Origin of the sequence: Neobacillus niacini (assembly GCF_000759675.1) — a bacterium.
Taxonomy (GTDB): Bacteria; Bacillota; Bacilli; order Bacillales; family Cytobacillaceae; genus Neobacillus; species Neobacillus niacini_A.
This window is the reverse complement of record NZ_BAWM01000152.1, coordinates 82,110-106,447: the sequence shown is the minus strand read 5'-3', so window position 1 is coordinate 106,447 and position 24,338 is coordinate 82,110. Positions and strand designations below refer to the sequence as shown.

General features: G+C 36.9%; 18 protein-coding genes. 16 read left to right on the top strand and 2 right to left on the bottom strand.

Annotated elements, in window-relative coordinates; genetic code table 11:
- The first annotated feature begins 79 nt into the window (after positions 1-79).
- The 15 genes from polX (at position 80) to TR08_RS26840 (ending at position 18,567) form a co-directional block, all read left to right on the top strand.
- Positions 80-1,801: a DNA polymerase/3'-5' exonuclease PolX gene (gene polX, locus TR08_RS26910; protein WP_045523525.1), complete on the top strand. Its 1,722-nt coding sequence runs from the start codon at positions 80-82 to the stop codon at positions 1,799-1,801.
- 13 nt (positions 1,802-1,814) lie between these two features.
- Positions 1,815-4,172 (top strand): endonuclease MutS2, encoded by a 2,358-nt coding sequence (locus tag TR08_RS26905; RefSeq protein ID WP_045523523.1) that lies wholly within the window; start codon positions 1,815-1,817, stop codon positions 4,170-4,172.
- Between the two features lie 205 nt (positions 4,173-4,377).
- A complete protein-coding gene (locus tag TR08_RS26900; protein WP_045523521.1) occupies positions 4,378-4,785 on the top strand; it encodes a DUF350 domain-containing protein in 408 nt (135 codons plus the stop codon).
- Positions 4,786-5,038: 253 nt separating this feature from the next.
- Complete coding sequence (locus TR08_RS26895; RefSeq protein ID WP_045523519.1) at positions 5,039-6,742, top strand: long-chain-fatty-acid--CoA ligase; 1,704 nt, start codon at positions 5,039-5,041, stop codon at positions 6,740-6,742.
- A gap of 195 nt (positions 6,743-6,937) precedes the next feature.
- Positions 6,938-7,522: a TetR/AcrR family transcriptional regulator gene (locus tag TR08_RS26890; protein WP_045523517.1), complete on the top strand. Its 585-nt coding sequence runs from the start codon at positions 6,938-6,940 to the stop codon at positions 7,520-7,522.
- A gap of 30 nt (positions 7,523-7,552) precedes the next feature.
- Entirely contained in the window at positions 7,553-8,326 is a 774-nt protein-coding gene (locus tag TR08_RS26885; protein ID WP_045523515.1) for an enoyl-CoA hydratase, read from the top strand.
- Positions 8,327-8,421: 95 nt separating this feature from the next.
- The gene (locus TR08_RS26880; protein ID WP_045523513.1) at positions 8,422-9,195 is read left to right on the top strand and encodes an electron transfer flavoprotein subunit beta/FixA family protein; all 774 of its coding nucleotides are present in this window, start codon (positions 8,422-8,424) and stop codon (positions 9,193-9,195) included.
- A gap of 71 nt (positions 9,196-9,266) precedes the next feature.
- Complete coding sequence (locus TR08_RS26875; RefSeq protein WP_045523511.1) at positions 9,267-10,244, top strand: electron transfer flavoprotein subunit alpha/FixB family protein; 978 nt, start codon at positions 9,267-9,269, stop codon at positions 10,242-10,244.
- Between the two features lie 175 nt (positions 10,245-10,419).
- A complete protein-coding gene (trxA, locus tag TR08_RS26870; RefSeq protein WP_045523509.1) occupies positions 10,420-10,734 on the top strand; it encodes a thioredoxin in 315 nt (104 codons plus the stop codon).
- A gap of 212 nt (positions 10,735-10,946) precedes the next feature.
- Positions 10,947-11,891 carry a carbohydrate ABC transporter permease gene (locus TR08_RS26865; protein WP_238579259.1) on the top strand — a complete coding sequence of 315 codons (945 nt, stop codon included), beginning with the start codon at positions 10,947-10,949 and terminating at the stop codon, positions 11,889-11,891.
- Positions 11,892-11,951: 60 nt separating this feature from the next.
- The gene (locus TR08_RS26860) at positions 11,952-12,740 is read left to right on the top strand and encodes a carbohydrate ABC transporter permease (protein WP_045524248.1); all 789 of its coding nucleotides are present in this window, start codon (positions 11,952-11,954) and stop codon (positions 12,738-12,740) included.
- Between the two features lie 121 nt (positions 12,741-12,861).
- Positions 12,862-14,205, top strand: coding sequence for an ABC transporter substrate-binding protein (locus TR08_RS26855; RefSeq protein WP_045523507.1), 1,344 nt, complete (start codon positions 12,862-12,864; stop codon positions 14,203-14,205).
- A 166-nt stretch (positions 14,206-14,371) separates the two neighbouring features.
- Positions 14,372-16,096, top strand: coding sequence for a sensor histidine kinase (locus TR08_RS26850; protein ID WP_045523505.1), 1,725 nt, complete (start codon positions 14,372-14,374; stop codon positions 16,094-16,096).
- Positions 16,097-17,683, top strand: coding sequence for a response regulator transcription factor (locus TR08_RS26845; protein WP_045523504.1), 1,587 nt, complete (start codon positions 16,097-16,099; stop codon positions 17,681-17,683).
- A 65-nt stretch (positions 17,684-17,748) separates the two neighbouring features.
- Positions 17,749-18,567, top strand: a complete 819-nt coding sequence (locus TR08_RS26840) for an alkaline phosphatase family protein (RefSeq protein ID WP_045523502.1) — start codon at positions 17,749-17,751, stop codon at positions 18,565-18,567.
- A gap of 162 nt (positions 18,568-18,729) precedes the next feature.
- Here the strand turns inward: TR08_RS26840 and TR08_RS26835 are convergent, their stop codons facing one another.
- On the bottom strand, positions 18,730-19,119 hold the full coding sequence (locus tag TR08_RS26835) for an Ig-like domain-containing protein (RefSeq protein ID WP_045523500.1): 390 nt from the start codon (positions 19,117-19,119) through the stop codon (positions 18,730-18,732).
- Between the two features lie 104 nt (positions 19,120-19,223).
- Positions 19,224-22,793, bottom strand: coding sequence for a polysaccharide lyase family 8 super-sandwich domain-containing protein (locus TR08_RS30585; RefSeq protein ID WP_152597539.1), 3,570 nt, complete (start codon positions 22,791-22,793; stop codon positions 19,224-19,226).
- Between the two features lie 402 nt (positions 22,794-23,195).
- Between TR08_RS30585 and TR08_RS26825 the strand changes: the two genes are divergently transcribed.
- Positions 23,196-24,320, top strand: coding sequence for a glycoside hydrolase family 88 protein (locus TR08_RS26825; RefSeq protein WP_045523499.1), 1,125 nt, complete (start codon positions 23,196-23,198; stop codon positions 24,318-24,320).
- The last annotated feature ends 18 nt before the right edge of the window (positions 24,321-24,338 follow it).

Genomic DNA, 24,338 nt, shown 5'->3' with positions numbered 1-24,338 from the left:
GGAGAGAATGCCGTACTTCTCTCTAGGAGAGAAGTTTTTCTTTTAAAAGGTTAAAATAATAGTAAGGTGGGTTGAAGTGATGGAGATAAATAAAAAAGATTTAATTCGTTTATTAGAAACAATCGCGGTATATATGGAACTAAAAGGTGAAAATCCATTCAAGGTATCTGCCTTCCGCAAAGCTGCGTCTGCACTAGAATTTGATGATCGCAGCCTATCAGATATCGAGGATTTTACCAAGTTATCAGGAATCGGCAAGGGGACCGGAGCTGTTATTGAAGAATACATAAATGAGGGCACTTCCTCGGTATTGAAGGAGCTTAAGGAAGAGGTTCCTAAAGGGTTAATTCCGTTATTACAATTACCAGGGCTAGGCGGTAAAAAGATTGCTAAGCTTCATAAAGAACTAGGAATTGAAGATGTCACAACCTTAGAAGAAGCATGTAAAGCAGGCAAAGTGCAAAACCTGGCAGGTTTCGGGAAAAAGACTGAAGAAAAAATCCTAAGTGCGATTGCCAATGTTGGCTCTAGACCTGACCGCCTGCCTCTTGCCTATATGCTCCCAATTGCTGAACATATTGAGGCGAAGCTTTCTGAACTTCCTGAGATTCATAAATTCTCACGAGCTGGAAGTTTGCGAAGAGTGCGAGAGACGATTAAAGACCTAGATTTTATTATTTCTAGCGAACAGCCAGAAAAGGTGAAACAGTTCCTGCTGGATTTACCAAATATAAAAGAGGTTATTGGTGCAGGAGATACAAAGGTATCACTTGTGTTTGAGTTTGATTATGATGTTTCAGTCGATTTTAGAATCGTCAAACCAGAGGAATTTACGACCACTCTCCACCATTTTACTGGTTCAAAGGAACACAATGTCCGGATGAGACAGCTTGCTAAGGAACGGGGAGAAAAGATTAGTGAGTATGGTGTGGAAAATGTTGAGACAGGTGAAGTTCTTACTTTTTCTTCAGAGGAAGAGTTTTTCAAGCATTTTGACCTGCCATTTATTCCACCAGAAGTACGAGAAGATGGAAAAGAAGTTGAGGATTTCTCCGCATATGAAGATGAATTGATACAACTAAGTGATATTAAGGGCGATTTGCACATGCACTCAACCTGGAGCGACGGGGCTCATTCGATTGAGGAAATGGTTGAGGCGTGTCGTGCAAAGGGTTATAAATATATGGCGATCACCGACCATTCTCAGTATTTAAAAGTGGCAAATGGACTGACACGTGAGCGATTGCTGCAGCAAAAAGAAGAAATAAAAAAATTAAATGAAAAATACGATGATATACTAATTTTATCCGGAGTTGAAATGGACATCTTACCAGATGGCACATTGGATTATGAGGACGACCTACTTGCAGAAATGGATTTCGTCATTGCCTCCATTCACTCTGCTTTTTCACAGCCAAGAGAAAAAATCATGGAGCGGCTAACAACAGCATTAAAAAATGCGCACGTGGATTTAATTGCCCATCCGACTGGCAGAAAAATTGGACGCCGGGAAGGCTATGATGTTGATATCGATTTGCTGATAGAGTTAGCAAAAGAAACAAATACAGCATTAGAGCTAAATGCCAATCCTAATCGATTGGACCTTAAACCAGAATCTTTAAGAAAAGCACAGGATGCGGGAGTTAAAATATTTATTAATACAGATGCCCATAAGAAGGAGACGTTAGCACATATGTCTGTGGGCGTTTCAACAGCGAAAAAAGGCTGGATAAAAAAATCATCGGTGATCAACGCATTAGAACCGAATGACTTACTAGAATTTTTGCATAATCGAAAATAGGGGGTTTATCTCCATGCAAGAAAGAACGTTAAAAGTATTAGAATTTACCAAAGTGAGAGACCAGCTCATCGAGCATGCCGCTTCGTCTCTTGGTATAGATAAGTTAAAAAGATTAGCACCATCAACTGATTATGAAGAGGTCGTTAAGCTGCAAGCGGAAACAGATGAGGCATCGACTGTTTTACGAATAAAAGGAAATGTCCCGTTATCAGGTATTCACGATATTCGTGCCCATATTAAACGCTCGGTTATTGGGGGAGTACTTAGCTCTCATGAGTTGATACAGGTTGCTAGTACCATACATGCAAGCCGGCAAATGAAACGATTTATTGAAGATATTGCAGAAGAGAGAACAGAAATCCCAATATTATTGGAGCAGGTCGATCGTATTATCCCTTTAGTTAATTTGGAAGAGTCGATTAGGCATGCGATTGATGAGAGTGGGGAAGTTCTTGATAGTGCCAGTGATCTACTACGTTCGTTAAGACAACAACTGCGTTCGAATGAAGCACGTGTACGTGAAAAATTAGAGAGCATGATTCGTTCATCAAATGCAGCAAAGATGCTGTCAGATTCGATTGTCACAATCCGAAATGATCGCTTTGTTATTCCTGTCAAACAGGAGTATAGAGGGCATTATGGCGGTATTATCCATGACCAGAGCTCGTCAGGGCAGACTCTATTTATAGAACCACAAGTGATTGTCCAATTAAACAATCAATTACAGGATATAAGAGTAAAAGAACAGCTTGAAATTGAAAGAATATTGACGGAGCTTTCTGCAAAGACCGCGGAATTTGAGTCGGAGCTGCAGGTGATCATTGAGGTTCTGGCGAATCTTGATTTTATTTTTGCAAAGGCAAGATATGGCCGTAAGATGAAAGCGAGTATGCCTATCATGAATAATGAAGGACGAATCACCTTATACAAAGCCAGACACCCGTTAATTCCAATCGACGAAGTGGTACCGAATGATATTTTACTGGGGAAGGAATATACAACGATTGTCATTACAGGACCAAACACTGGCGGTAAAACCGTTACCTTAAAAACGCTTGGTCTCTGTTCATTAATGGCACAAGCAGGCTTACATGTTCCTGCCTATGATGGCTCAGAGCTTGCTGTTTTTGATGCCATCTATGCAGATATCGGTGATGAACAATCCATCGAACAGAGCTTAAGTACCTTTTCTTCCCACATGGTAAATATCGTGGACATCTTAGAAAAAGTCGACTTTAATTCACTTGTACTATTTGATGAGCTTGGTGCGGGTACCGACCCTCAGGAAGGTGCTGCGCTTGCCATTTCAATTTTAGATGAGGTGCACAATCGAGGGGCAAGGGTTATTGCCACTACGCATTATCCAGAATTAAAGGCCTATGGATATAACCGTGAAGGTGTCCTAAATGCCAGTGTTGAATTTGACGTTGAAACGTTAAGTCCAACCTATAAGCTTCTACTTGGGGTACCAGGTCGAAGTAATGCATTTGAAATCTCAAAACGATTAGGATTAAGTGACCGTGTTATTCAAGCAGCGAGGTCACATGTAAGTGAGGATACGAATCAAATCGATAAAATGATTGCCTCACTTGAGGCAAGTAAGCGTCAAGCTGAAATCGAACATGAAGAAGCACGTGATTATTTAAGACAGACAGAAAAGCTCCATCAGGATATGCAAAAGCAAATGATCGAATTTTATGAGAATAAGGACTCTTTGCTTGAAAAAGCGGCTGAACAAGCTGGTGAAATTCTTGAAGAGGCAAAGAGTGAGGCAGAAAAGGTTATTCGTGACCTTCGTAAAATGAGAATAGAGAAGCATGCTGATATTAAGGAACACGAATTAATTGATGCAAAGCGCCGTCTTGAAGCCGCAACACCAGAAATAAAGAAATCCGCCAAACAAATCAATAAGAAAACGAAGAAGCATTCCTTCACGCCTGGTGATGAAGTTAAAGTTCTGACATTTGGTCAAAAGGGTACACTTCTAGAAAAAGTGACAGGTAACGAATGGCAGGTACAAATTGGTATCCTCAAAATGAAGGTAAAAGAAAAAGATTTAGAGTATATCAGCACTCCAAAGCCAGTGGAAACAAGACCAATGGCGATAGTCCAGGGCAGAGATGCTGATGTAAAGTTAGAGTTAGATTTACGCGGAGAAAGATATGAGGCTGCACTCCTGAGAGTGGAAAAATATATAGATGATGCGTTATTATCAAACTATCCTCGTGTATCAATTATTCACGGGAAAGGCACGGGAGCATTAAGACAGGGAGTCCAGGAATATTTACGAAATCACCGTTCTGTTAAGAAGATTCGTCTTGGAGAAGCTGGTGAGGGCGGTTCTGGTGTTACTGTGGTTGAATTTAAATAAGGCTGTTTTTACAAAAATTGTTGTTAAAATCCTAAAGCCGATTTTAACGTGGAACAAACTATTTTTGTGCTTGAAATTAAGTTTGCAAGCTCTTTTCTTAAAATTGAAGGCTATTTTGCAACAAATCATAGCACATTCAAGCGCTTAATCTCCAAACAAGAAAGTTTAAGAAAAGAGCCTTAAATAATGTCCGGGGAGAATAGGAATGAACCAGTTTTGGGATAACATGTATATTCAAAGTGCTGCCAATTATAGCGTAGTTATTTTATGTGTGGTTGTCTTTTTAGCCATTTTTGAATTAGTAACGAAATATAAAAATTGGGAAGAAATCCAAAAAGGTAATATCGCGGTGGCAATGGCAACCGGAGGAAAAATATTCGGGATTGCCAATATTTTTCGCTATTCTATTGAGCAAAATGATTCATTAGTAACTATGGTTAGCTGGGGAGTATTCGGATTTGTGCTTTTACTGGTGGGATATTTTATCTTTGAATTCTTAACACCTAAATTTAATATTGATTATGAAATTAAAAATGATAATCGTGCAGTTGGATTCATTGCGATGATTATATCTATTGGCTTATCCTTTGTAATCGGTGCAGGAATTTCGTAAGGGGAGATTAAAAAGTGGAGACATTAGCGAAAGTGCTTCTTGGTTTATGCGCCCTGTTTTTGCTAATTGGTTTGGGGTACATGTTATTTTAAAGTGGAAATCATCGCTGATCATTTCAGCGGTGATTTTTTTTACTTGAAAATTTCGTGATATAGTGAACATATATTGCTATTGTAATTGTTTAAAGAGTCTGACTATATTATAATAAAAGGGAAGTGGAAAATTTTACAATAGAATAAAAAGGAGGGTTAATATGTATGAATCTAAACCATGGCTCACGTCTTACCCTGAGGAAATTCCTGCAGAACTGGAATTTCGAAAAGAAGCTGTTCAGCAGTATTTAGTAGATGCAGCAAAAAGCTTTCCAGAAAAAATTGCCATCCATTTTATGGGGAAGGAGATGACGTATAAAGAGCTTTACCATGAATCATTGTCATTTGCCAGTTATCTTCAGCAAATTGGTATTTCAAAAGGTGACCGAGTTGCCATTATGCTTGCCAATACACCACAATCAGTCATAAGTTATTTTGGCATACTAATTGCTGGAGGAATTGTCGTTCAAACCAACCCGTTATACACTGAACGTGAACTTGAATACCAAATGAAGGACTCCGGAGCAAAGGCTATCATCACACTCGACATCCTCTATCCTCGCGCTTCTAAGGTGATGCCGCAAACAGATTTGCAGCACATAATTGTAACCGCTATCAAAGACTACCTGCCATTTCCAAAAAATTTTGTTTATCCTTTTATTCAGAAAAAGCAATATGGAATTGTCGTAAGTGTTAAACATGAAGGCAATACCCATTTATTTAAAGAAATAGTGAAAATAAAGCCTAAAAAACTTGTGGAATATGATTTTGATTTTGAGGAGGATGTTGCGCTGCTTCAATACACAGGCGGTACAACCGGTTCTCCAAAAGGGGTTATGCTGACACATAGAAATCTAGTAGCTAACGCTTCCATGTGTACGGCTTGGCTATACAAATCAAAACCAGGTAAAGAATCAGTCTTAGGTATTGTTCCATTTTTTCATGTCTATGGAATGACAATCGTGATGATTTTATCGGTCATGCAGGCGTATAAGATGATTATATTGCCTAAGTTCGATGCATTGACCACCTTAAAGACAATCCAAAAGCAGCGTCCTACCTTGTTTCCTGGAGCGCCAACGATTTATATTGGTTTATTAAATCATCCTGAATTGAAAAAATACGATTTATCATCGATTGATTCCTGTTTAAGCGGTTCTGCTCCACTCCCAGTTGAAGTCCAAGAGGAGTTTGAAGCAGTAACAGGCGGGAAACTCGTTGAAGGGTATGGATTAACAGAATCTTCTCCTGTCACACATGCCAATTTCTTATGGGATCGAGGGCGGATAAAAGGAAGTATTGGAGTCCCATGGCCAAATACAGAGGTAAGAATCGTTTCAATGGATGATGGCGAAAACATACCGGTTGGAGAAATTGGTGAAATTATTATTAAAGGTCCTCAAGTCATGAAAGGCTATTGGAATCGTCCAGAGGCCACAGAGGATACTGTTAAAGATGGTTGGCTGTACACGGGTGACCTTGGCTATATGGATGATAAAGGATATTTTTATGTAGTAGACAGAAAGAAAGATATGATTATTGCCGGAGGGTATAATATATATCCAAGAGAAATCGAAGAAGTACTGTATGAACACCCAGATGTTTTGGAAGCTGTTGCTGCGGGAATTCCAGATCCTTATCGGGGCGAAACCGTTAAAGCATACGTTGTGTTAAAAGAAGGCTCAAAGATCACTTCTGATGACTTAAACCAATATGCTAGGAAATATTTAGCAGCATATAAAGCTCCTAGATTATATGAACTTAGAGAAGAATTGCCGAAAACAGCAGTAGGGAAGATTTTAAGAAGAACACTTGTAGAAGAAGAAATGAGAAAGATAGAAGAAGAAAACAAAAAACATGCCTAATAGCTGCAATCCTTTCACTTATTTTTTTTTGCGTGATAGGGCTTGTCTCTATGGAAGTAATAAAGTAAGATAAAAATATCTTTGTATTTCTTGACAGAAATACAAGTAATATCTATTATAAAAATATGAATGATTATTCATTCATATTTTTCTTTTTGATTTATTAAATTACTTTCTTCAGGAGGAGGGAGAATTATGAAAAAAAACAAGCCAAAATACATGCAAATCATTGATGCAGCAGTTATTGCTATAGCAGAAGTGGGTTATCATCAGGCACAGGTTTCTAAAATTGCAAAGCAAGCTGGTGTCGCGGATGGCACGATTTATCTTTATTTTAAAAACAAAGAAGACATTCTCATCTCACTCTTTGAAGAAAAAATGGGAAGCTTTATTGAAAAAATAGATGAAATGATAGCAGGAAAAGAGACAGCGGCGGCGAAGTTATTAATGATGATAGAAGCTCATTTCAAAAACCTGTCTGATGACCATCACATGGCAATCGTAACTCAGCTAGAATTACGACAGTCAAATAAGGAATTGCGTTTAAGAATAAACAATGTTCTAAAAGGCTATTTACAAGTGATAGATAAAATCATCTTAGAGGGAAAAGAAACGGGAGAGTTTTCAAGCGATCTCGATGTCCGTCTTGCCAGACAAATGATTTTTGGAACGATGGATGAAACCGTGACAACCTGGGTTTTAAATGAGGAGAAATATGACTTAGTTGCACTCGCTAAGCCGGTTCATCAGCTGTTGATTAAGGGCTGCGGAAATCATTAATTTTCGAGTGTAAGAGGAGGAGGGATTCTATTGGAATACTTAAAATGGTCTAATCAAGACGGGATCGCGACAATCACCATCGGGCGTCCACCTGCAAACGCCCTCTCACAAGGACTATTAAGAGAACTGTCGGCTGTTCTAGACGAAATTGAACCTAATCATGATATTAAGGTGATTGTCATTCATGGGGAAGGGCGATTCTTCTCAGCGGGTGCTGATATTAAAGAATTCACCACCGTTTCATCTTCCGAAGGATTTGCGAATCTTGGAAAGTATGGTCAAGATCTATTTGATCGGATGGAGAAATTTCCTAAACCAATCATTGCCGCTATACATGGTGCGGCGCTTGGCGGTGGCTTGGAGCTGGCAATGGCCTGTCATATCCGATTAGTAGGAGAAAATACCAAGCTTGGTCTTCCAGAACTTCAGCTTGGATTAATCCCTGGGTTTGCTGGAACACAGCGTCTTCCTAAATATGTTGGCGTTGCACGGGCAGCAGAAATGCTGTTTACGTCAGAGCCAATCACAGGATTGAAAGCGGTTCAATTTGGCTTAGCGAACCATGCTTATCCGGAAAATGAAGTTTTCGAACAAGCACTTAAATTGGCGGGTAAAATCGCTAAGAAAAGTACAGGATCATTGAAAGCGACGATTCAATTATTAAACTATGCTAAAAATGAAGAGTTTTATGAAGGCTCTAAAAAAGAGGCAGAGTTATTTGGAGAAATATTTGTTTCCAGCGATGCAAAAGAAGGAATTCAGGCTTTTATTGAAAAAAGAGAGCCGCATTTTAAAGGTGAATAACTTCTATCCAAAAAGAAGTTAATAATAAATTTTTTTACGTTTAATTTTCTTAATCTTTGAAACAGAAAAAATGTTTGCATTATAGGAGGGAAATCATGAACATTTATGTACTTTTGAAAAGAACGTTTGATACGGAAGAAAAAATTACTATTTCCGGCGGAAAAATCAATGAGGATGGTGCAGAGTTTATCATCAATCCTTACGATGAATATGCAGTAGAAGAAGCTATCCAAGTCCGCGACGCAAATGGCGGTGAAGTAACTGTTATTTCAGTTGGTACAGAAGAAGCTGAAAAGCAATTACGTACAGCACTTGCTATGGGAGCAGACAAAGCGGTGTTAATTAATACAGAAGACGATGTGGAAAATGGCGATCAATTCACAACAGCAAAAATTCTTGCTGAATATCTAAAGGATAAAGAAGTTGATCTCATTTTGGGTGGAAATGTAGCCATTGATGGCGGTTCTGGTCAGGTAGGTCCACGTGTTGCTGAATTATTAAACATCCCGTATGTTACCACCATTACAAAGCTTGAAATTGATGGAACAACTGTAACCGTTACTCGTGACGTTGAAGGCGATTCTGAAATAATCGAAACAAGCCTGCCGTTGTTGGTAACTGCTCAGCAAGGTTTAAACGAGCCTCGTTATCCATCTTTACCTGGAATTATGAAGGCAAAGAAAAAGCCGCTTGCTGAACTAGAATTGGATGATCTTAATCTAGAAGAAGACGATGTTGAAGCAAAAACAAAAACAATTGAAATTTACTTGCCGCCTAAAAAGGAAGCTGGAAAAGTGTTATCTGGAGATTTAAATGATCAGGTAAAAGAACTCGTTCACCTTCTTCATACAGAAGCAAAAGTAGTTTAATAGGAATTGCACATACACGTTCAGAATGATGATTCTGATTAGCCAAAAATGATTTGCAGGAGGGTAAAGGAATGACTAGAAAAGTATTAGTATTAGGGGAAACTCGTGACGGTTCTTTACGTAATGTTAGTTTCGAAGCAATTGCTGCAGGAAAAACAGTGGCAGAAGGCGGAGAAGTGGTAGGTGTTTTAATCGGACAAAATGTTAGCGCTTTATCTGCGGAGTTAGTTCAATATGGTGCTGACCGCGTTGTTGTCGTAGAAGATGAAAAGTTAAACCAATATACATCTGACGGTTTTGCGCAAGCATTACTTGCTGTGCTTGAGAAGGAAAGCCCAGAAGGATTAGTTTTAGGGCATACTTCCCTAGGAAAAGACCTTTCACCAAGAATTGCAGCTAAGTTATCATCCGGCTTAATTTCTGACGCCACTGCAGTTGATGTTGCAGGTGGAAATGTTGTCTTTACTAGACCTATTTATTCTAGTAAAGCTTTTGAAAAGAAAATCGTAACGGACGGGTTAATTTTTGCAACAGTAAGACCAAATAATATTGCACCACTTGCTAAGGATGAAAGCAGAGCAGGAGAGGTTGCATCCCTATCAGTTGAAATCAAAGACCTTCGTGCCATTATTAAAGAAGTAGTTAGAAAAGCAAGTGAAGGTGTAGATTTAAGTGAAGCAAAAGTCGTTATCTCTGGCGGACGCGGTGTAAAAAGTGCAGACGGCTTTGAACCACTTAAAGAATTAGCGAAAGTATTAGGTGGAGCAGTTGGTGCTTCTCGTGGCGCCTGTGACGCTGATTATTGTGACTACTCATTACAAATCGGACAAACTGGTAAGGTTGTAACACCTGACCTATACATTGCATGCGGAATCTCAGGAGCGATTCAGCACTTAGCAGGTATGTCTAACTCTAAAGTAATCGTTGCGATCAATAAAGATCCAGAAGCAAATATCTTTAAAGTAGCTGATTACGGAATTGTTGGTGACTTATTCGAAGTGGTACCTTTATTAACAGAAGAGTTTAAAAAGCTTAAAGTCCATTCGTGAGGGCAATACTCTATAGGGCGAGCAGTGGCAAACTGTTCGTCTTATTACATATAATAAGCCAGAATACGAAAAGTATTTTAGGGAAAATTACATGCGAGACAGATTATTAGCATGATGTTTTAAACAATGCTATACTTTCGTTAGTATTTCAGTTTTCATTAGGAGGAATAAACAAATGGCTATTTCAAATGTAACAGATGCAAATTTCTCTGCTGAAACAGACTCTGGTCTTGTACTTGCAGATTTCTGGGCTCCATGGTGTGGACCTTGTAAAATGATTGCTCCCGTTCTTGAGGAACTTGATTCAGAAATGGGCGACAAAGTAAAAATCGTTAAATTAGATGTAGACGATAATCAAGAAACTGCTGCGAAATATGGCGTTATGAGTATCCCTACATTACTTGTTTTCAAAAATGGCGAAGTAGTTGACAAAGTAGTCGGCTTCCAGCCAAAAGATGCTTTAGCAGGTGTATTAGAAAAGCACGTGTAAGCATTAATTATACTTTACTAGGAAATTCTAGTAACCTAAACCCAGGTATAAGACACTGATAAAAAGTGTCTTATACCTGGGTTTTTTATGTCACCCAAAAGCAGGCTTAGTGAAGAGAAGTAAAAATATTGCACATTATAGTCAGAATCGTGTATCAATCAAAGAACGCTTATCAATTATAGTGAAAATATAAAAAAAAGGAGGTATCATTCTTGGAAAATAAAGTGATCAAAACGGGTTTACCAGTGAAATATGTTCACAAAAAAATATTTTGGACAGACCGGAGAAAAGAAGGTTTTTTTGGGTGGCTGTTCTTATTACCAGAATTAATAGGAATCTTGTTACTTTATTTATTTCCACTTATATTTTCACTTGTACTCAGCTTTTCTGAATGGAATTTAGTTGGAGGCTTGTCATCTATTCACTTCGCTGGGTTTGATAATTTCCTAAAATTATTTCAAGATGAAAAAGTTATTATGGCATTAAAAAATAATTTCTTATTTACCATTTTCACTGTTCCGATTGGAATGTTTCTGGCGATTATACTAGCCGTCATTATTCATACAAAAGTTTACATGTCAAGTTATTTTAAAATTGCGTTTTTTATCCCTTATATTTCATCCATTATTGCTATTGGTGCTGTATGGAGTGCACTATTCCATCCGTCCCTTGGCCCTATTAATCAATTTTTAGCCGGATTAGGGATTGAGAATCCACCAATGTGGTTAGCGAGTCCGAAAACCTCCTTAATTTCAATAATCATAATTACTATTTGGGCGGGAATTGGTTATCAAATAATTATTTACCTTTCTTCATTATCAAGTATTCCAGAAGAATTATATGAAGCAGCAAGTATTGATGGTGCCTCACAACTTCAACAATTCTTTAAAATTACTCTTCCATTGCTTGGGCCAACAAATGTATTTTTATTTATTACATTACTAATTGGTTCTTTTAAGGTATTTGATTTAATCGCATTCTTAACTCAAGGAGGGCCAAATAACTCTTCAACCGTTATTGTATTCCGTATTTATGAAGAAGGTTTTCAACAGTTCAATATGGGATATGCTTCTGCGATTTCATGGTTACTTTTCATCATAGTAGGAATTATTACATTAATTAGCTGGAAACTGCAAAAACGATTTGTACATTCTTGATGGGGGGGAATTAAATTGAAAAAAAAGCTTGAAATTAGTAAGATTTTATTCACAATTGGTATGTTAGTATTATCATTCTTTTTCCTCGTTCCGTTAATTTGGATGATGTCGGCAGCATTTAAATTTGAAAAAGATGTAATGGTATTTCCTATTCAGTGGATTCCGAAAGATTGGAATCTTGTTGAAAACTTCAAAGCAGTTTGGATGGCTGAAATTCCTTTTTATAAGTTTTATTTTAACTCTATAAAACTAGCTACCATACAAACATTGTCGACACTAATTTTTTCTTCAATGGCTGCGTTTGCCTTTAGTAAGCTTCAGTTTAAAGGTAGAGACTTCGTCTTTGCACTTGTTCTTAGTTTCATGATTATACCGGAACAAGCGACATTGGTACCAAGGTTTCTTTTGATAAAATGGCTTGGACTTTATAATACACATGAAGGTCTAATCTTGATGGGGTTATTCTCTATCTACTTTACCTTTTTAATGAGGCAATACATGCTCGGAATTTCCAATGAATATATTGAAGCTGCAAAATTAGATGGCGCAGGATACTTTACAATTTATTGGAAATTAATTCTGCCGTTATGTAAACCGATTTTAGCGACAGCTGGTATTATTAAGTTTATTTGGATTTGGAATGACTATCAGGGTCCGCTTATTTTCTTAATTAATAAAGAACTTTATCCTATTACCCTAGGACTGCAATTATTTAAGGATGACTTTGCTGATAACTTTGCCGTTTTAATGATGGCTTCATTATCTGCTATTGTTCCACTTGTCATTATCTTTATCATTATGCAAAAGCAAGTTATTAAAGGGATTGCTCTTGGCGGTGTAAAAGGTTGATAGCAGAGAAGAAAAACTGGTAAAAAAAGTGCACAAACTGTATCAAATTGTGCACGCAAAGTAAAAAGGACAGGAAGTATAATTTGAAATGTAAACGTTTTAAAAAAAGAGGGGGATCCAAATGAAATTAAAAAAGAAAGCAACTTTAGCCTTAAGTACCGCATTTCTAGCAATGTCTCTACTTTCTGCATGTTCAGGAAGTACAGAGTCAAATTCAAGTACGAGTGAAAAACCTAAAGACGAAAAAGTAACGATTAAGTATTACAATTGGGATAATGAGGTAATGCAGGCATCAACGGAAAAATATATTGAGCAGTTTGAAAAAGAGAATCCAAATATTGATGTTGAACATGTATCACTCGTACCTGGAAACTCTCTTGAAACACTTAAAAAGCTCGATGTATTAATGGCATCAGGTGAACCAATTGATCTTTTTGCTACTCCACACATCGACGGAATTTATCAACGTGCAGCACAAGGAGTAGTTGCACCACTTGATGACTTGTATAAAGAAAATAAATTAAATCCTGAAGAAGAATATTTTGTTAATCCTAAATTTGAGGGAAAGTATTATGGGATTTTACACAATGTATCATCAAATTTTGTACTGCTTAATAAAGATGCTTTAGATGAGGCGGGCCTTGAAGTACCTAAAGCGGGTTGGACATGGGATGAATTTAGTGAATATGCTAAAAAATTAACTAAGGGTGAAGGCACTGAAAAACAATATGGTGCATACTTCCACAACTGGGGATTGTATGCAAACCCAATTGCTCAAGTACATTTTCAGCATCCATTTATGACAGAGGATGGAAAAACTAATTTCACAGATCCTTCCTATGATTATTTCTTTAACCTTAGACGTCAAATGGAGAAATCGGATAAATCGATTAAACCTTATGCTGACGTGATTGGTGCAAAACTAAACTACCGAACAGAATTCTTTAATGGCGATGCAGCAATGTTATTAACTGGCTCATGGATGATTCAAGATACCGGCAATACTCAACAGTTTCCACATGAGTTCAAAACAGCTTTTGCTCCAGTACCCGTTCAGTCAAAAGGTGATAAGAATGAAATCTACATGGGTGGTAACTATTTAGGAATCGGTCAAAATTCCAAAAATAAAGAAGCTGCTTTTAAATTTGCCCGCTTTATTTCTACTAACTTGACAGAGGCAAGAACCGAGTTACCTGGTTGGAAAAAGGGAGATGCGAAACCATTAGTTGAAAAATGGATTTCCGGAAAAGAAGATTATTATGATGTAGATTCACTGATGTCCACTTTGTTTGACAGTACAGAGGCTTTACCTGCGTCTGAAGTAACCATCACATTTGCAGCAGAATTGGATAAAATTTTAGGCGATGGATTTAGTCAGTTTATCCTAGAAGATAAATCTGCCAAAGAAGTTCAACAGTGGATGGCTGATGAAGCAAATAAAGTGATTAAAGAGAACGAAAAATAAAAGTATTAAACAAAAGGCGCCTCAGGTGGGGGGGTCTTTTGTTCCATTTGAAAAACTAGATACTTTGGTTAATAATAGTTATACCAAATTTATGACTAATTTTGTTGTAAAATATTAATTGTAAACGTTTTTAATCTTAGTCCAATAAAAGGATGGCAGGAATGATATGAACAAATTAAGCTATTATCAAAAAATACAGTCATCATTTATTATATTAATCTTGCTCCCAGTATTGGTTATTTCAATATTGTCTTACAAAACAACAAAGGATAATGTAATAGAAAAAATTGAATTATCCAATCGTTCTGTATTGAATTTAGTTTCCAAAGATATCACAAAACTAGTCGATGATTTAAATTATGTTACTCATTTTTATGGGAAAAACGATGAAATCATTCGAACACTTAGTGATTTTAGTGAAACCGAGAAAATAAAAAGATATCGAGATTATGATAATTATCAGAAGGTTGTCACTTCCTTTGATTATATATCTTTTAAAATGTTAAACACCGATATACATATGTTTTTAGTTAATAATAAAGATTTTATCATTCCTTATTCTGATGGTATCTCAGGTAAAACCGCTTCTTTAACAGTTTTGAAAGATCATTGGAATCGTGTGCAAGGTCTTATAGATGTCGATCAGTCCAGTCATTTACAGGCTTTGGGTCTGGTTAATTATTTGAAAGAAGATGTAGACTCTTATTACTACTTTAGTCGTGTTATTAAACATCCTGAAAATGGTCAACCATTGGCAACGTTAAATATAGGAATCTCGAATAAATATTTTAAACGATTATTTCAATCTGCCAAGACTGGTAAACTTGCATTATTTGATGAAAATGGAAAGTTGATTGAAGGGGACCCTGCAATATCTTATAGGGATGGGGATAAGAGAAGTGGAGAAATACGAGACGAAATTTTAATCCCGATTTCAAAATGGAAGCTTATTCATGAGACCTCGGATGAAGAAGTAACAGGACAAATTACAAAAAACTTTTTACTGAGTTCAGTTTTAATTGCTCTTTTCTTTTTTATCTTTTTGTTAATTTCACTATTAATTGCTAAAAGACTTCATCGTCCTATTCAGAGATTGTCTTTCGTTGCTACCCAGTTTGGTAAGGGAAAACACGATGTTCGGTACGTGCTTGAAGGCAGAGATGAAATCAATGAATTGGGCAGAACAATTAATCACATGTTAGATGAAATAAAAGGGTTGATTGAAAAGATTGAACAAGAACAAGAAGAAAAAAGGGCCATAGAACTCCAGGCATTATTCGCTCAAATTCGCCCTCATTTTTTGATTAACACCTTAAATTCTATCAAATGCAGTTTATTTATAAATAATGATTATGAACATGCTGAAAAAATAAACGCTTTAATGAGTTTATTAAGAGCTTATATGAAAATAGATGAACCATCTACGATTGAAAGTGAATGCAAACTATTATTTTATTATATAGAAATCATGAGTATGAGAACTGAAGTGGATGTAGAATTGAAAGTTGAAATTGAGGATCAAGTTGAAAATATTGGCTTACCGAAATTATTACTTCAACCCTTTATAGAAAATGCCATTGTTCATGGATTATCTGAAAAAACAGCTGGAGAAATAACCATCCGAGCCAAAAAAATGGATCAATGGATCTTTATCATGATAAGTGACAATGGAAAAGGGATGAGTGAAAATCAACTTATGGAGTTAAACCGAATGTTAATGATTGACTTTGAAGAAACTTCTTATAATCGAGTTGGTTTAATGAATGTTGCAAAGCGAATAAAGCTTTCATATGGTCCAAATGCTGACATTAATCTTCAATTAAATGATAATGGTGGAGTAACAATTGTTGTTCAATTCCCGATCGACTCGAATAAAGAAGGTGAAAAATAAATGATTAACATCATGCTAGTGGATGATGATGTACCAATGATAAAATATTTACTTCAACTAATTAATTGGGAAGAACATGGCTTGAATATAGTTGGTACTTCTTATTCAAGTGTAAAAGCTTTAGAGATTTTTAAACAGTACGAACCAGATTTGGTTATTTCCGATATTGGATTACCACAAATGAATGGTCTTGAACTAGCTTCGGAACTTAAACAAATCAAACCAGATGTGAGAATGATTTTTTTAACCTGTCATGAGGATTTCCATTATGCACAAAAAGCCATTCAGCTTAATGCCGATAGTTATTTGATTAAGGATGAATTAACGAAAGAGCAGCTCGAAGAAAGTTTGAAAGCTTCGATTAAAAAAATTAAAGAAACCTCTGTTAGCTTAGAAGGTTTATCCTATAAGGAAATACTCAACCGGAATATTGAAATACTGAAACATTCGTTATTCGACCGTCTTATTAAAAGAGATGAGCCAGAAATGCTAATTCAGTTTGCAAAAAAGCTTGATATTAGTTGGCAGTATCCTTCGTTTATTTTAGGAACGGGTCACATATCCTTATCAACATTTATGGAAAAGTATTCCTACCGAGATCTGTCCATAATAAAATACGGATTTTATAATATTTCTTGTGATGTCGCAAAAAAATATCACGGAATTACATTTTTTAATGAGGAAGAATCCATTGTTTTCGTTTACAACTATCGTCAAAATATAAAATTTGATCATCTTCAGTACATTCAATCTTTATTAATAGAGATACAAGAGAACATTTTTGAATTGTTAGGTCTGGAGATTTCTTTTATCTATGGTCGTCAATCGTATGATATAAAAAATGTTGGGTTTGTTTTCCAACACATGATTCACAATCGATATCGTTTTTTTTATAATACTGTACCGATTTTGAATTGGGATAAGCAGACCAAACAAAGCGCTTTTTGCCCGATTAGCCGGCTTCTAGACAAAGAGATGAGTGAACTAGTTATCGCTGTAAAAGAAAAAGACAGTAAAAGAGTAAATGTGATACTAACAGTTATCACTCAAACCGCAGTGGAAAAGAATCTTGACCCTGAAGAATTGAAAATGGTTATTGCACGGAGAATCCGTTTAATTGAATTACAGTTTATTGAAACGGGAAATGAAGAGTTTTATTCTTTTCTTGAGGAATGCTCAAGACTAAGTGATGTAGTAAAACTTGTAGAAAACAAGCTTACACAGCTTATTCAATGGAATGGAAAAATGGACGGAGCCAGCAGCAGAGAGCCCAAGTTACAAGAGATTGATCAGTACATTGTTCAGAATCTTTCTGAGAATGTTACATCTACAGATGTGGCCGCTCATTTATATATGAACCCAAGTTATTTCTCCCGTTATTTTAAACGATTGACGGGCGAAAATTTTACCGATTATGTTCATCGTTTTAAAATCGGTGTTGCCATAAAAATACTTGAGCAAACGGGAGAATCAGTAGAAGAGGTCGCAATAAAATGCGGCTATTCAGATCGAACCTATTTTTCGAAAGTATTTAAAAAATATACGAAAATGACGCCGAGAGAGTACCGATCCAAGGTAAATTATTAGTACTTAATTATAAAGCAGCAAACACAACTAACTACTTGAACTTTAGGTGATGTGAGGTATAACAAATGTCAAATAAACTTATTTTTATCATGTTGGATGGTTTGCGTTATGATACGGCCGAAAGTCGGATGGGATATTTACATCATTTAATAGAAAAAGGAAAGGCTTCCCGTTTTAAAGTTAAATCCGAATTGCCAAGTATTTCACGTCCTCTATATGAGGTATTGCTTACGGGAACACCCGTTTATAAAAACAGAATTACATCCAATCAAACAATTCGTTTGTCCCATGAAGAAAGTATATTTCATTTAACAAAAAAGAATGGCTTAAAGAATGCGACAGCATCTTATTATTGGGTAAGTGAGCTCTACAATTCGGCACCATTTAATAAGATTACTGACCGATTTCAATTAGACGGACAAAAACCAATTGAAAGAGGCATTTTTTATTGGGAAGACCATTACCCGGATAGTCATTTATTCGCAGATGCCAATTTCCTGCTCAGTACCTATCAACCCGAATTTCTATATGTTCACTCGATGAACATTGATAATGATGGTCACAAATTTACTGCAGATTCAAAGGAATATCGAAATCGTGTACTTAATGTTGATGGCCTCTTGGCAGAATTGCTCCCCAATTGGATAGAAGCGGGGTATCAAATTATTGTAACTGCTGATCATGGAATGAATGATGATGGTAACCACGGCGGCACAACAACTGCTGATCGAGACGTACCTTTGTTTATCATTAGTGATAGGGTGAAACCTGGGATATATAAAGAGGATATTCCACAACTGCAAATTGCACCTTTAGTATGTGAGTTGTTAAATATTCAACAATCTCCTGCAATGCAAAAGCTATCCATTCCTGTTCTAAAATAGGGGCCTTCTATTTAAGAAGGCATTAGCTTTTAATAATTTAAATAATCAGTTTAAGATTTTAAAACAGACAACTCCCTTTTGGAAGTTGCCTGTTTTTTTCTGTCATGAGTTTACCCAGATGAATGGGCTTGAAGGCATTTGCTGAAATTATTGAGAAATGGCTCATTCTGTAATGGTTAAATTCTTTAATATCCGTTCACCTGTAATTCTATCTCTAGCCTTGACAAGAACATTTCCTTTTTTAAACGCCTTAACGATTCCATCTTTACTAACTTTTGCGATACTTTCATCTGAGCTTGACCATTCAATACCTTCAATATAAGCATTGGTTGGAACGACTTTCACTTTCATTTCCATTTTTTCACCAACAGTAAGAACATTGGAATAGCCTTCTAACAAGATTTGTTCAATTGGAACCGTCGTTCCACGATTTTGAAGATCATCAACGTAGAGTGTGCTTTCCTGTCCATTATTGGATTCGATACCAAAGTTCGTAAGTACTGAATCTGGTGTATGCCAGGATAAACTGGTTTGTTTTAATTCATTGTTCATATAAACATTATACTTCCCTAATCCTAAATTGATATCAAGCTTGAGTTTGTACCATTTATTTGGTTCTAGTGAAGGAATAATTACCTTATTGTTGAGTGGATCAATCAGTTGATGCCATTCACTGAGGTTCCAATTTCTCCTGCTTCAAAATCATTGCTATAGACCAATTCGTCTTTCCAGTTCGAAGGTTTATTATTTAGGCTGAACCTTGCTGTAATACTTTGGCCCATTGCCCCTTTAACATCGATCACCAGCTTGGTTTTAGCTGGACTGATTTTCTTTATTTGAATTCTAGGATCTACAAAGATGGAAGACTTAATATTATAATCTAATTCTATCTCGATGGAATCCTGCTTATGAGTAGGGTCACTTACCGCTATTTCAATCATATCACCTGGTATTTCCTTGAACATGACAGATGCCTTCTGATAGCTTGTAAGTTTATCAATGGTTATTTTTTCATTTTCCCAAAAGTTAACACCAATGATATTTAACTTCTTTTCTTTCACAGCATGAACTTTTTCATTATTAGCTAAAACCTTGATGTCTGGATTTTCTGAGTATTTCGCTGTCTCTTCTTTTGATTTGTTTGGCAGAAGAACGTAGGAGTAGCTTCCGTCACTAGGATTTACTCCGTGATTGATGGCCATTTTCATATAGTTTCTAGTAATCAATTGATCGGAGCCAGTCGTATTAATCTCTTTCCAAGAGCCGGTTCTAGCTTCTCTGTGGAATTTTACGGCAGCAGTTTTTGGGAAGTAATAGCCGATATCGCTTCCTTTTGCATTTCCACTTAAATGTGCCCATTTAACGCCTTCTTTTTCTTCCGTCCAGCCCAGTTTAGATGACATTTCCTGATTATCCACATACAGTGCATTATTTCCATTGTCTAGTAACTTTCTATTTTCGACAATCGTTTCAATTGGCCGCCCGTCAGTACTTTGAATATCCGACCCAAGTGCAATGACTTCATTATCAAACATAAACCATGATTTTTTCCCTTTTAAACTCATACCGTAAATACTTTGGTCTAGGAACATTCCGTTTGTCCCATATAATCCTTCAATTGTACTGCCGCCAACCCAGGATTGCGGGGAAGTCCTTCCTGTACCTGCGCCTACTGGCAGTTGTTTCGTCGCATCAACCGTTGTTCCAGGTAAACGGTAGGAATCAACCGTTGGCCAGAAATCGCCGCTATATTGCTGTAAATCATTATTATATAAATAGGTCATGCCTGAACCGGTATAAAACCCTTTTTGATTTTCGCCATTCATATTTCCCTCATAGGCACCAATTCGGTCAGAGTACATACTAATACCAAAAACATAACCCGGCCTTCTATGAACGACACGGTCCATATTAGCAAAGTTATAGTGACCGATCAGTTCTCCACTTGACTGAATAATAGAATCATTCATAATCGTATTTGCCATAGTAATAACAGGAATACGATTGAAGCGTTCAATCAGGTTTACGGAATCATTAGATGATATCCAATATTTCACCATGCTTTCAAACTTTGACTTATATTTCTTCGGTGCAAATTCCATATACTGAATGATCCTCTCGATTGCCCCTATACCATGGCCGATATCTTGGACATTTCCTCTTGAGATGGCACGGCCATTTACCATATCCATCATAAGCCCGCGATAAATAACCGGCTGAAATGCATCCAATATCATGTCATATATATTATTTAAATCTTCTTCATTTAATGTAAACGAACTATTCTCCAACAAATAAATCATATCTACCATTGACCCTAACAGCACGACACCATATGTTCCTGTATAGGCGATATTGCTATGGTCGACAAATGATCCATCAGGATAGAGCCCATTTCCCGTCCCTGATCGTTTTATTTCGATTACGGGGAAATGATCCCGGCCGGAGATAACTCTTGCTTCTTCTTTCGAAATAATACCTTGGACCGCAGCGACCTTTGTTAAATCAACGAGATTTGCCCCTGTTGCTTCGACACTCCAGGTTGCTCCGCCTACTCCATAATAATGGGTTGGCCTTGGAACATAGGTTTTAATGGAATTCATATATTCGGCTATCTGTTCATCACTTAAATACTCATACAATACGGCTGTAATATCATTGAGAAGTTGTGTCGACCCAATTTGCCAATCCCACCAATTGTTGTAGTGTTTACCGTTATAACGGTTTTCGATCATCCAATCCAATGCCTTAATAATATCTTTCAAAAGTTCCGGATTACCTTGCAGTTCGGATCCCTTCGTGGCATAGGCACTTGTTAAAGTCTTTAAATTTCTAAAACTAGTTGTTACATCAGCGGAATTTGTTTTACTGGACGCATTCTCCCATATGTATGTCCGGTCTGCGCTTTTATCCATGCTGGTCCATAATACCTTCGCATCTTCTGAAAGTTTGTCAATCTTTTGTTTTATCAGAGGGTTAGCTAAATCAATATAGGTATTTTGAACAACATAATTTGCCCATTTCTTTCTCATTTGATCGTATTCGTCTTCTTCATACTGATCTACTACTATAGCAGTGGAGGCTTGATGGTTTCCATCAACTGTTGTTGCTGTGATAACAGCACTTCCAGGCTGCAAAGCTTGGATTACGCCGCCATTGACTTTTACAATGTTTTCATTCGAAGAACTCCAGACTACCTGATGGTTGCTTGCATAAGAAGGTGATATGGTTGGAGTTACAATTGTCCCTTTTCCCTCATTTAGACGAACCTGGCTGCGATCTAAAGAGATTCCTGTCACAGGGATATCTCCCTCTAGGATTGTAACGGTGGCTGTGGCTTTAATACTTGGATCGTTCTTGGAACTAACCGTAATTGTTGCATCACCACCGGAATGGCCAGTAACCTTTCCATTCTCCACACTTGCTACCGTTTTATTACTTGAGGACCATTCAAGTTCTTGGAAGGTTGCATTCTTAGGATTAAGAGTATAGCTTAATTCAGCGGTATCTTCCTTAGGAATAGCGAGAGTCTCAGGGTCCAGGGTAATACTTTCGAGCGAAACAACTTCGGGTTTCATGCTCATAGAATCAACCCAAATGGTTCCTGTTGAGCCATTACCTGATGACACTTGTCCCGTAATAAGAATCACCTTGACATGATTCGTATCACTGCGTGTCGTGATGGATCCGGATAAATTCACCCAATCCGATTCCCCGCTGTGATTTTTAACAAATGCAAGATCATTTCTAACAAAAACGGTACTATCTTTTAATTGTTCTACCCGAAGGGTAACTGCGTTTTTCGAGCTATGAGGTGTTTGAATATCTTTTGTTTTGACTTTTGCATTTAAATGATAGATACTGTTTGGATTTACAGGGATGGAGCTATAATATTGGAAAAACCCTACGGTCTTGTTTAAATCAATTTGAACTATATTTTTTCCCTGGTCTTGGATGAGTTTTGCTTGTGGATTCGCTCCTCCTGAGTTTGCCCAGTTACGCAAATCCCAATAGGTTGGCTTTTGTCCCTTTTCCCACATAGAAGCGAACGTCCCTGCATCTTCACTTTCGTTTAACTCATTATTTTTCAAGAGTTCTCCAAGGCTGACTTCGGAACCTAGATTAGAAGGTGTTTCACCGATTGCCATGGCAGCGCTTTCGAAAAGTGGGACAGGTAGAGCTGCGATTAAACAGAAAACCAATACTAAATTTATTAATCTCCTCATTACTTCCTCTCCTCGAAAAAAATTAATAATGTTCGTAAAAACTCTTTCCCTCATCATTTTGACAATGTAAAATTCAGGTTTTTTTCTTCCTCCTCGCAAATAAACTCCGGTAACAAATTAAAATTTCTTATCCCTCCTAGTAACCAGTTAATAAATCATTTTAGTTCATAATCTAATAAGTTTTGGATAAAAATTTTTACCCATAAGAGAATTATTTTGACGGAATTTTTGAAATATTAATATGTGTTCAAACCCTAAATGAAATTTCAAGGTAAAAATAGTGCACACTTTTAAATAAATCACACATATTTCCTACCTCTTTTTTCTTTTAAACTAAATACATAAGGGTAGTAGAAATTGTTTAGGAATAGATTAAGGATTAGAGAATAGGAGAATGTATTCATGTGGAAATTAGCGATTGAAGATGCAATAGAAAAAACTAGGAATAATATTTGCCGTTTCGGTGAGTTATTCCCGCACGTTAGTATGAATGGCAAAAAATATGAGTTGAACGATAATGATGACTGGACCGATGGCTTTTGGTCAGGCATGTTATGGCTGTGTTATGAATATTCTAATGATCCTATTTTTAAAGGTAAGGCGCAAAAAACGGTTGAAAGTTTTCAAAATCGCCTAAATAAAAATATCGTTCTCGATCATCACGACATTGGATTTTTGTATTCGCTTTCTTCAAAAGCCCAATGGATGATTGAAAAAAACGAGGCAGCAAGAGAACTAACATTACAAGCTGCAGATAAGTTGCTTAGCCGTTGGCGTGAAAAAGGTCAGTATCTGCAAGCGTGGGGGCCAAAAAACGATGAAAAAGAAGGCGGAAGGATTATTATTGATTGTCTGCTTAATCTCCCGATTCTCTATTGGGCGAGTGAACAAACAGGAGATCCTAAATACCGGGATGTCGCTGAAGCTCAAGCGGAAAAAAGCAGGCGTTATCTTATTCGTGGTGATGACAGTTCCTATCATACGTTTTTCTTTAACCAAGAAACAGGTGAGCCCATCGGAGGAGCAACCCATCAAGGATATACAAATGGGTCGACATGGACACGTGGTCAGGCGTGGGGAATCTATGGATTTGCCCTTTCCTATCACTATACGAAAAATCTATCATATTTAAAAACAGCAAAAAGAGTTTCTAAATATTTTATTGAACATTTACCAGAAGACCATGTCTCGTATTGGGACTTTAGTGCGCCTGTTGATGGAAATACACCGCGTGATAGTTCGGCAACTTCAATAGCGCTGTGTGGACTACTAGAATTAATCAGTCATTTACAGGAAGACGACCCAGATCGATCATATTTTGAAGATGCAATCCATAAGATGATGAAATCGCTTGTAGAAAATTATTCAACAAAAAGTGAAAAAGATGCGGAAGGGCTACTTAAACATGGTTCTTATCATGTTCATGGTAACTTGGCAACAGATGATTATATGATTTGGGGAGATTACTTTTACCTTGAGGCTTTGATGCGTTTAGAGAAAAATCATAAAGGCTATTGGTATGAGTAACTTTACCATTGACCACGA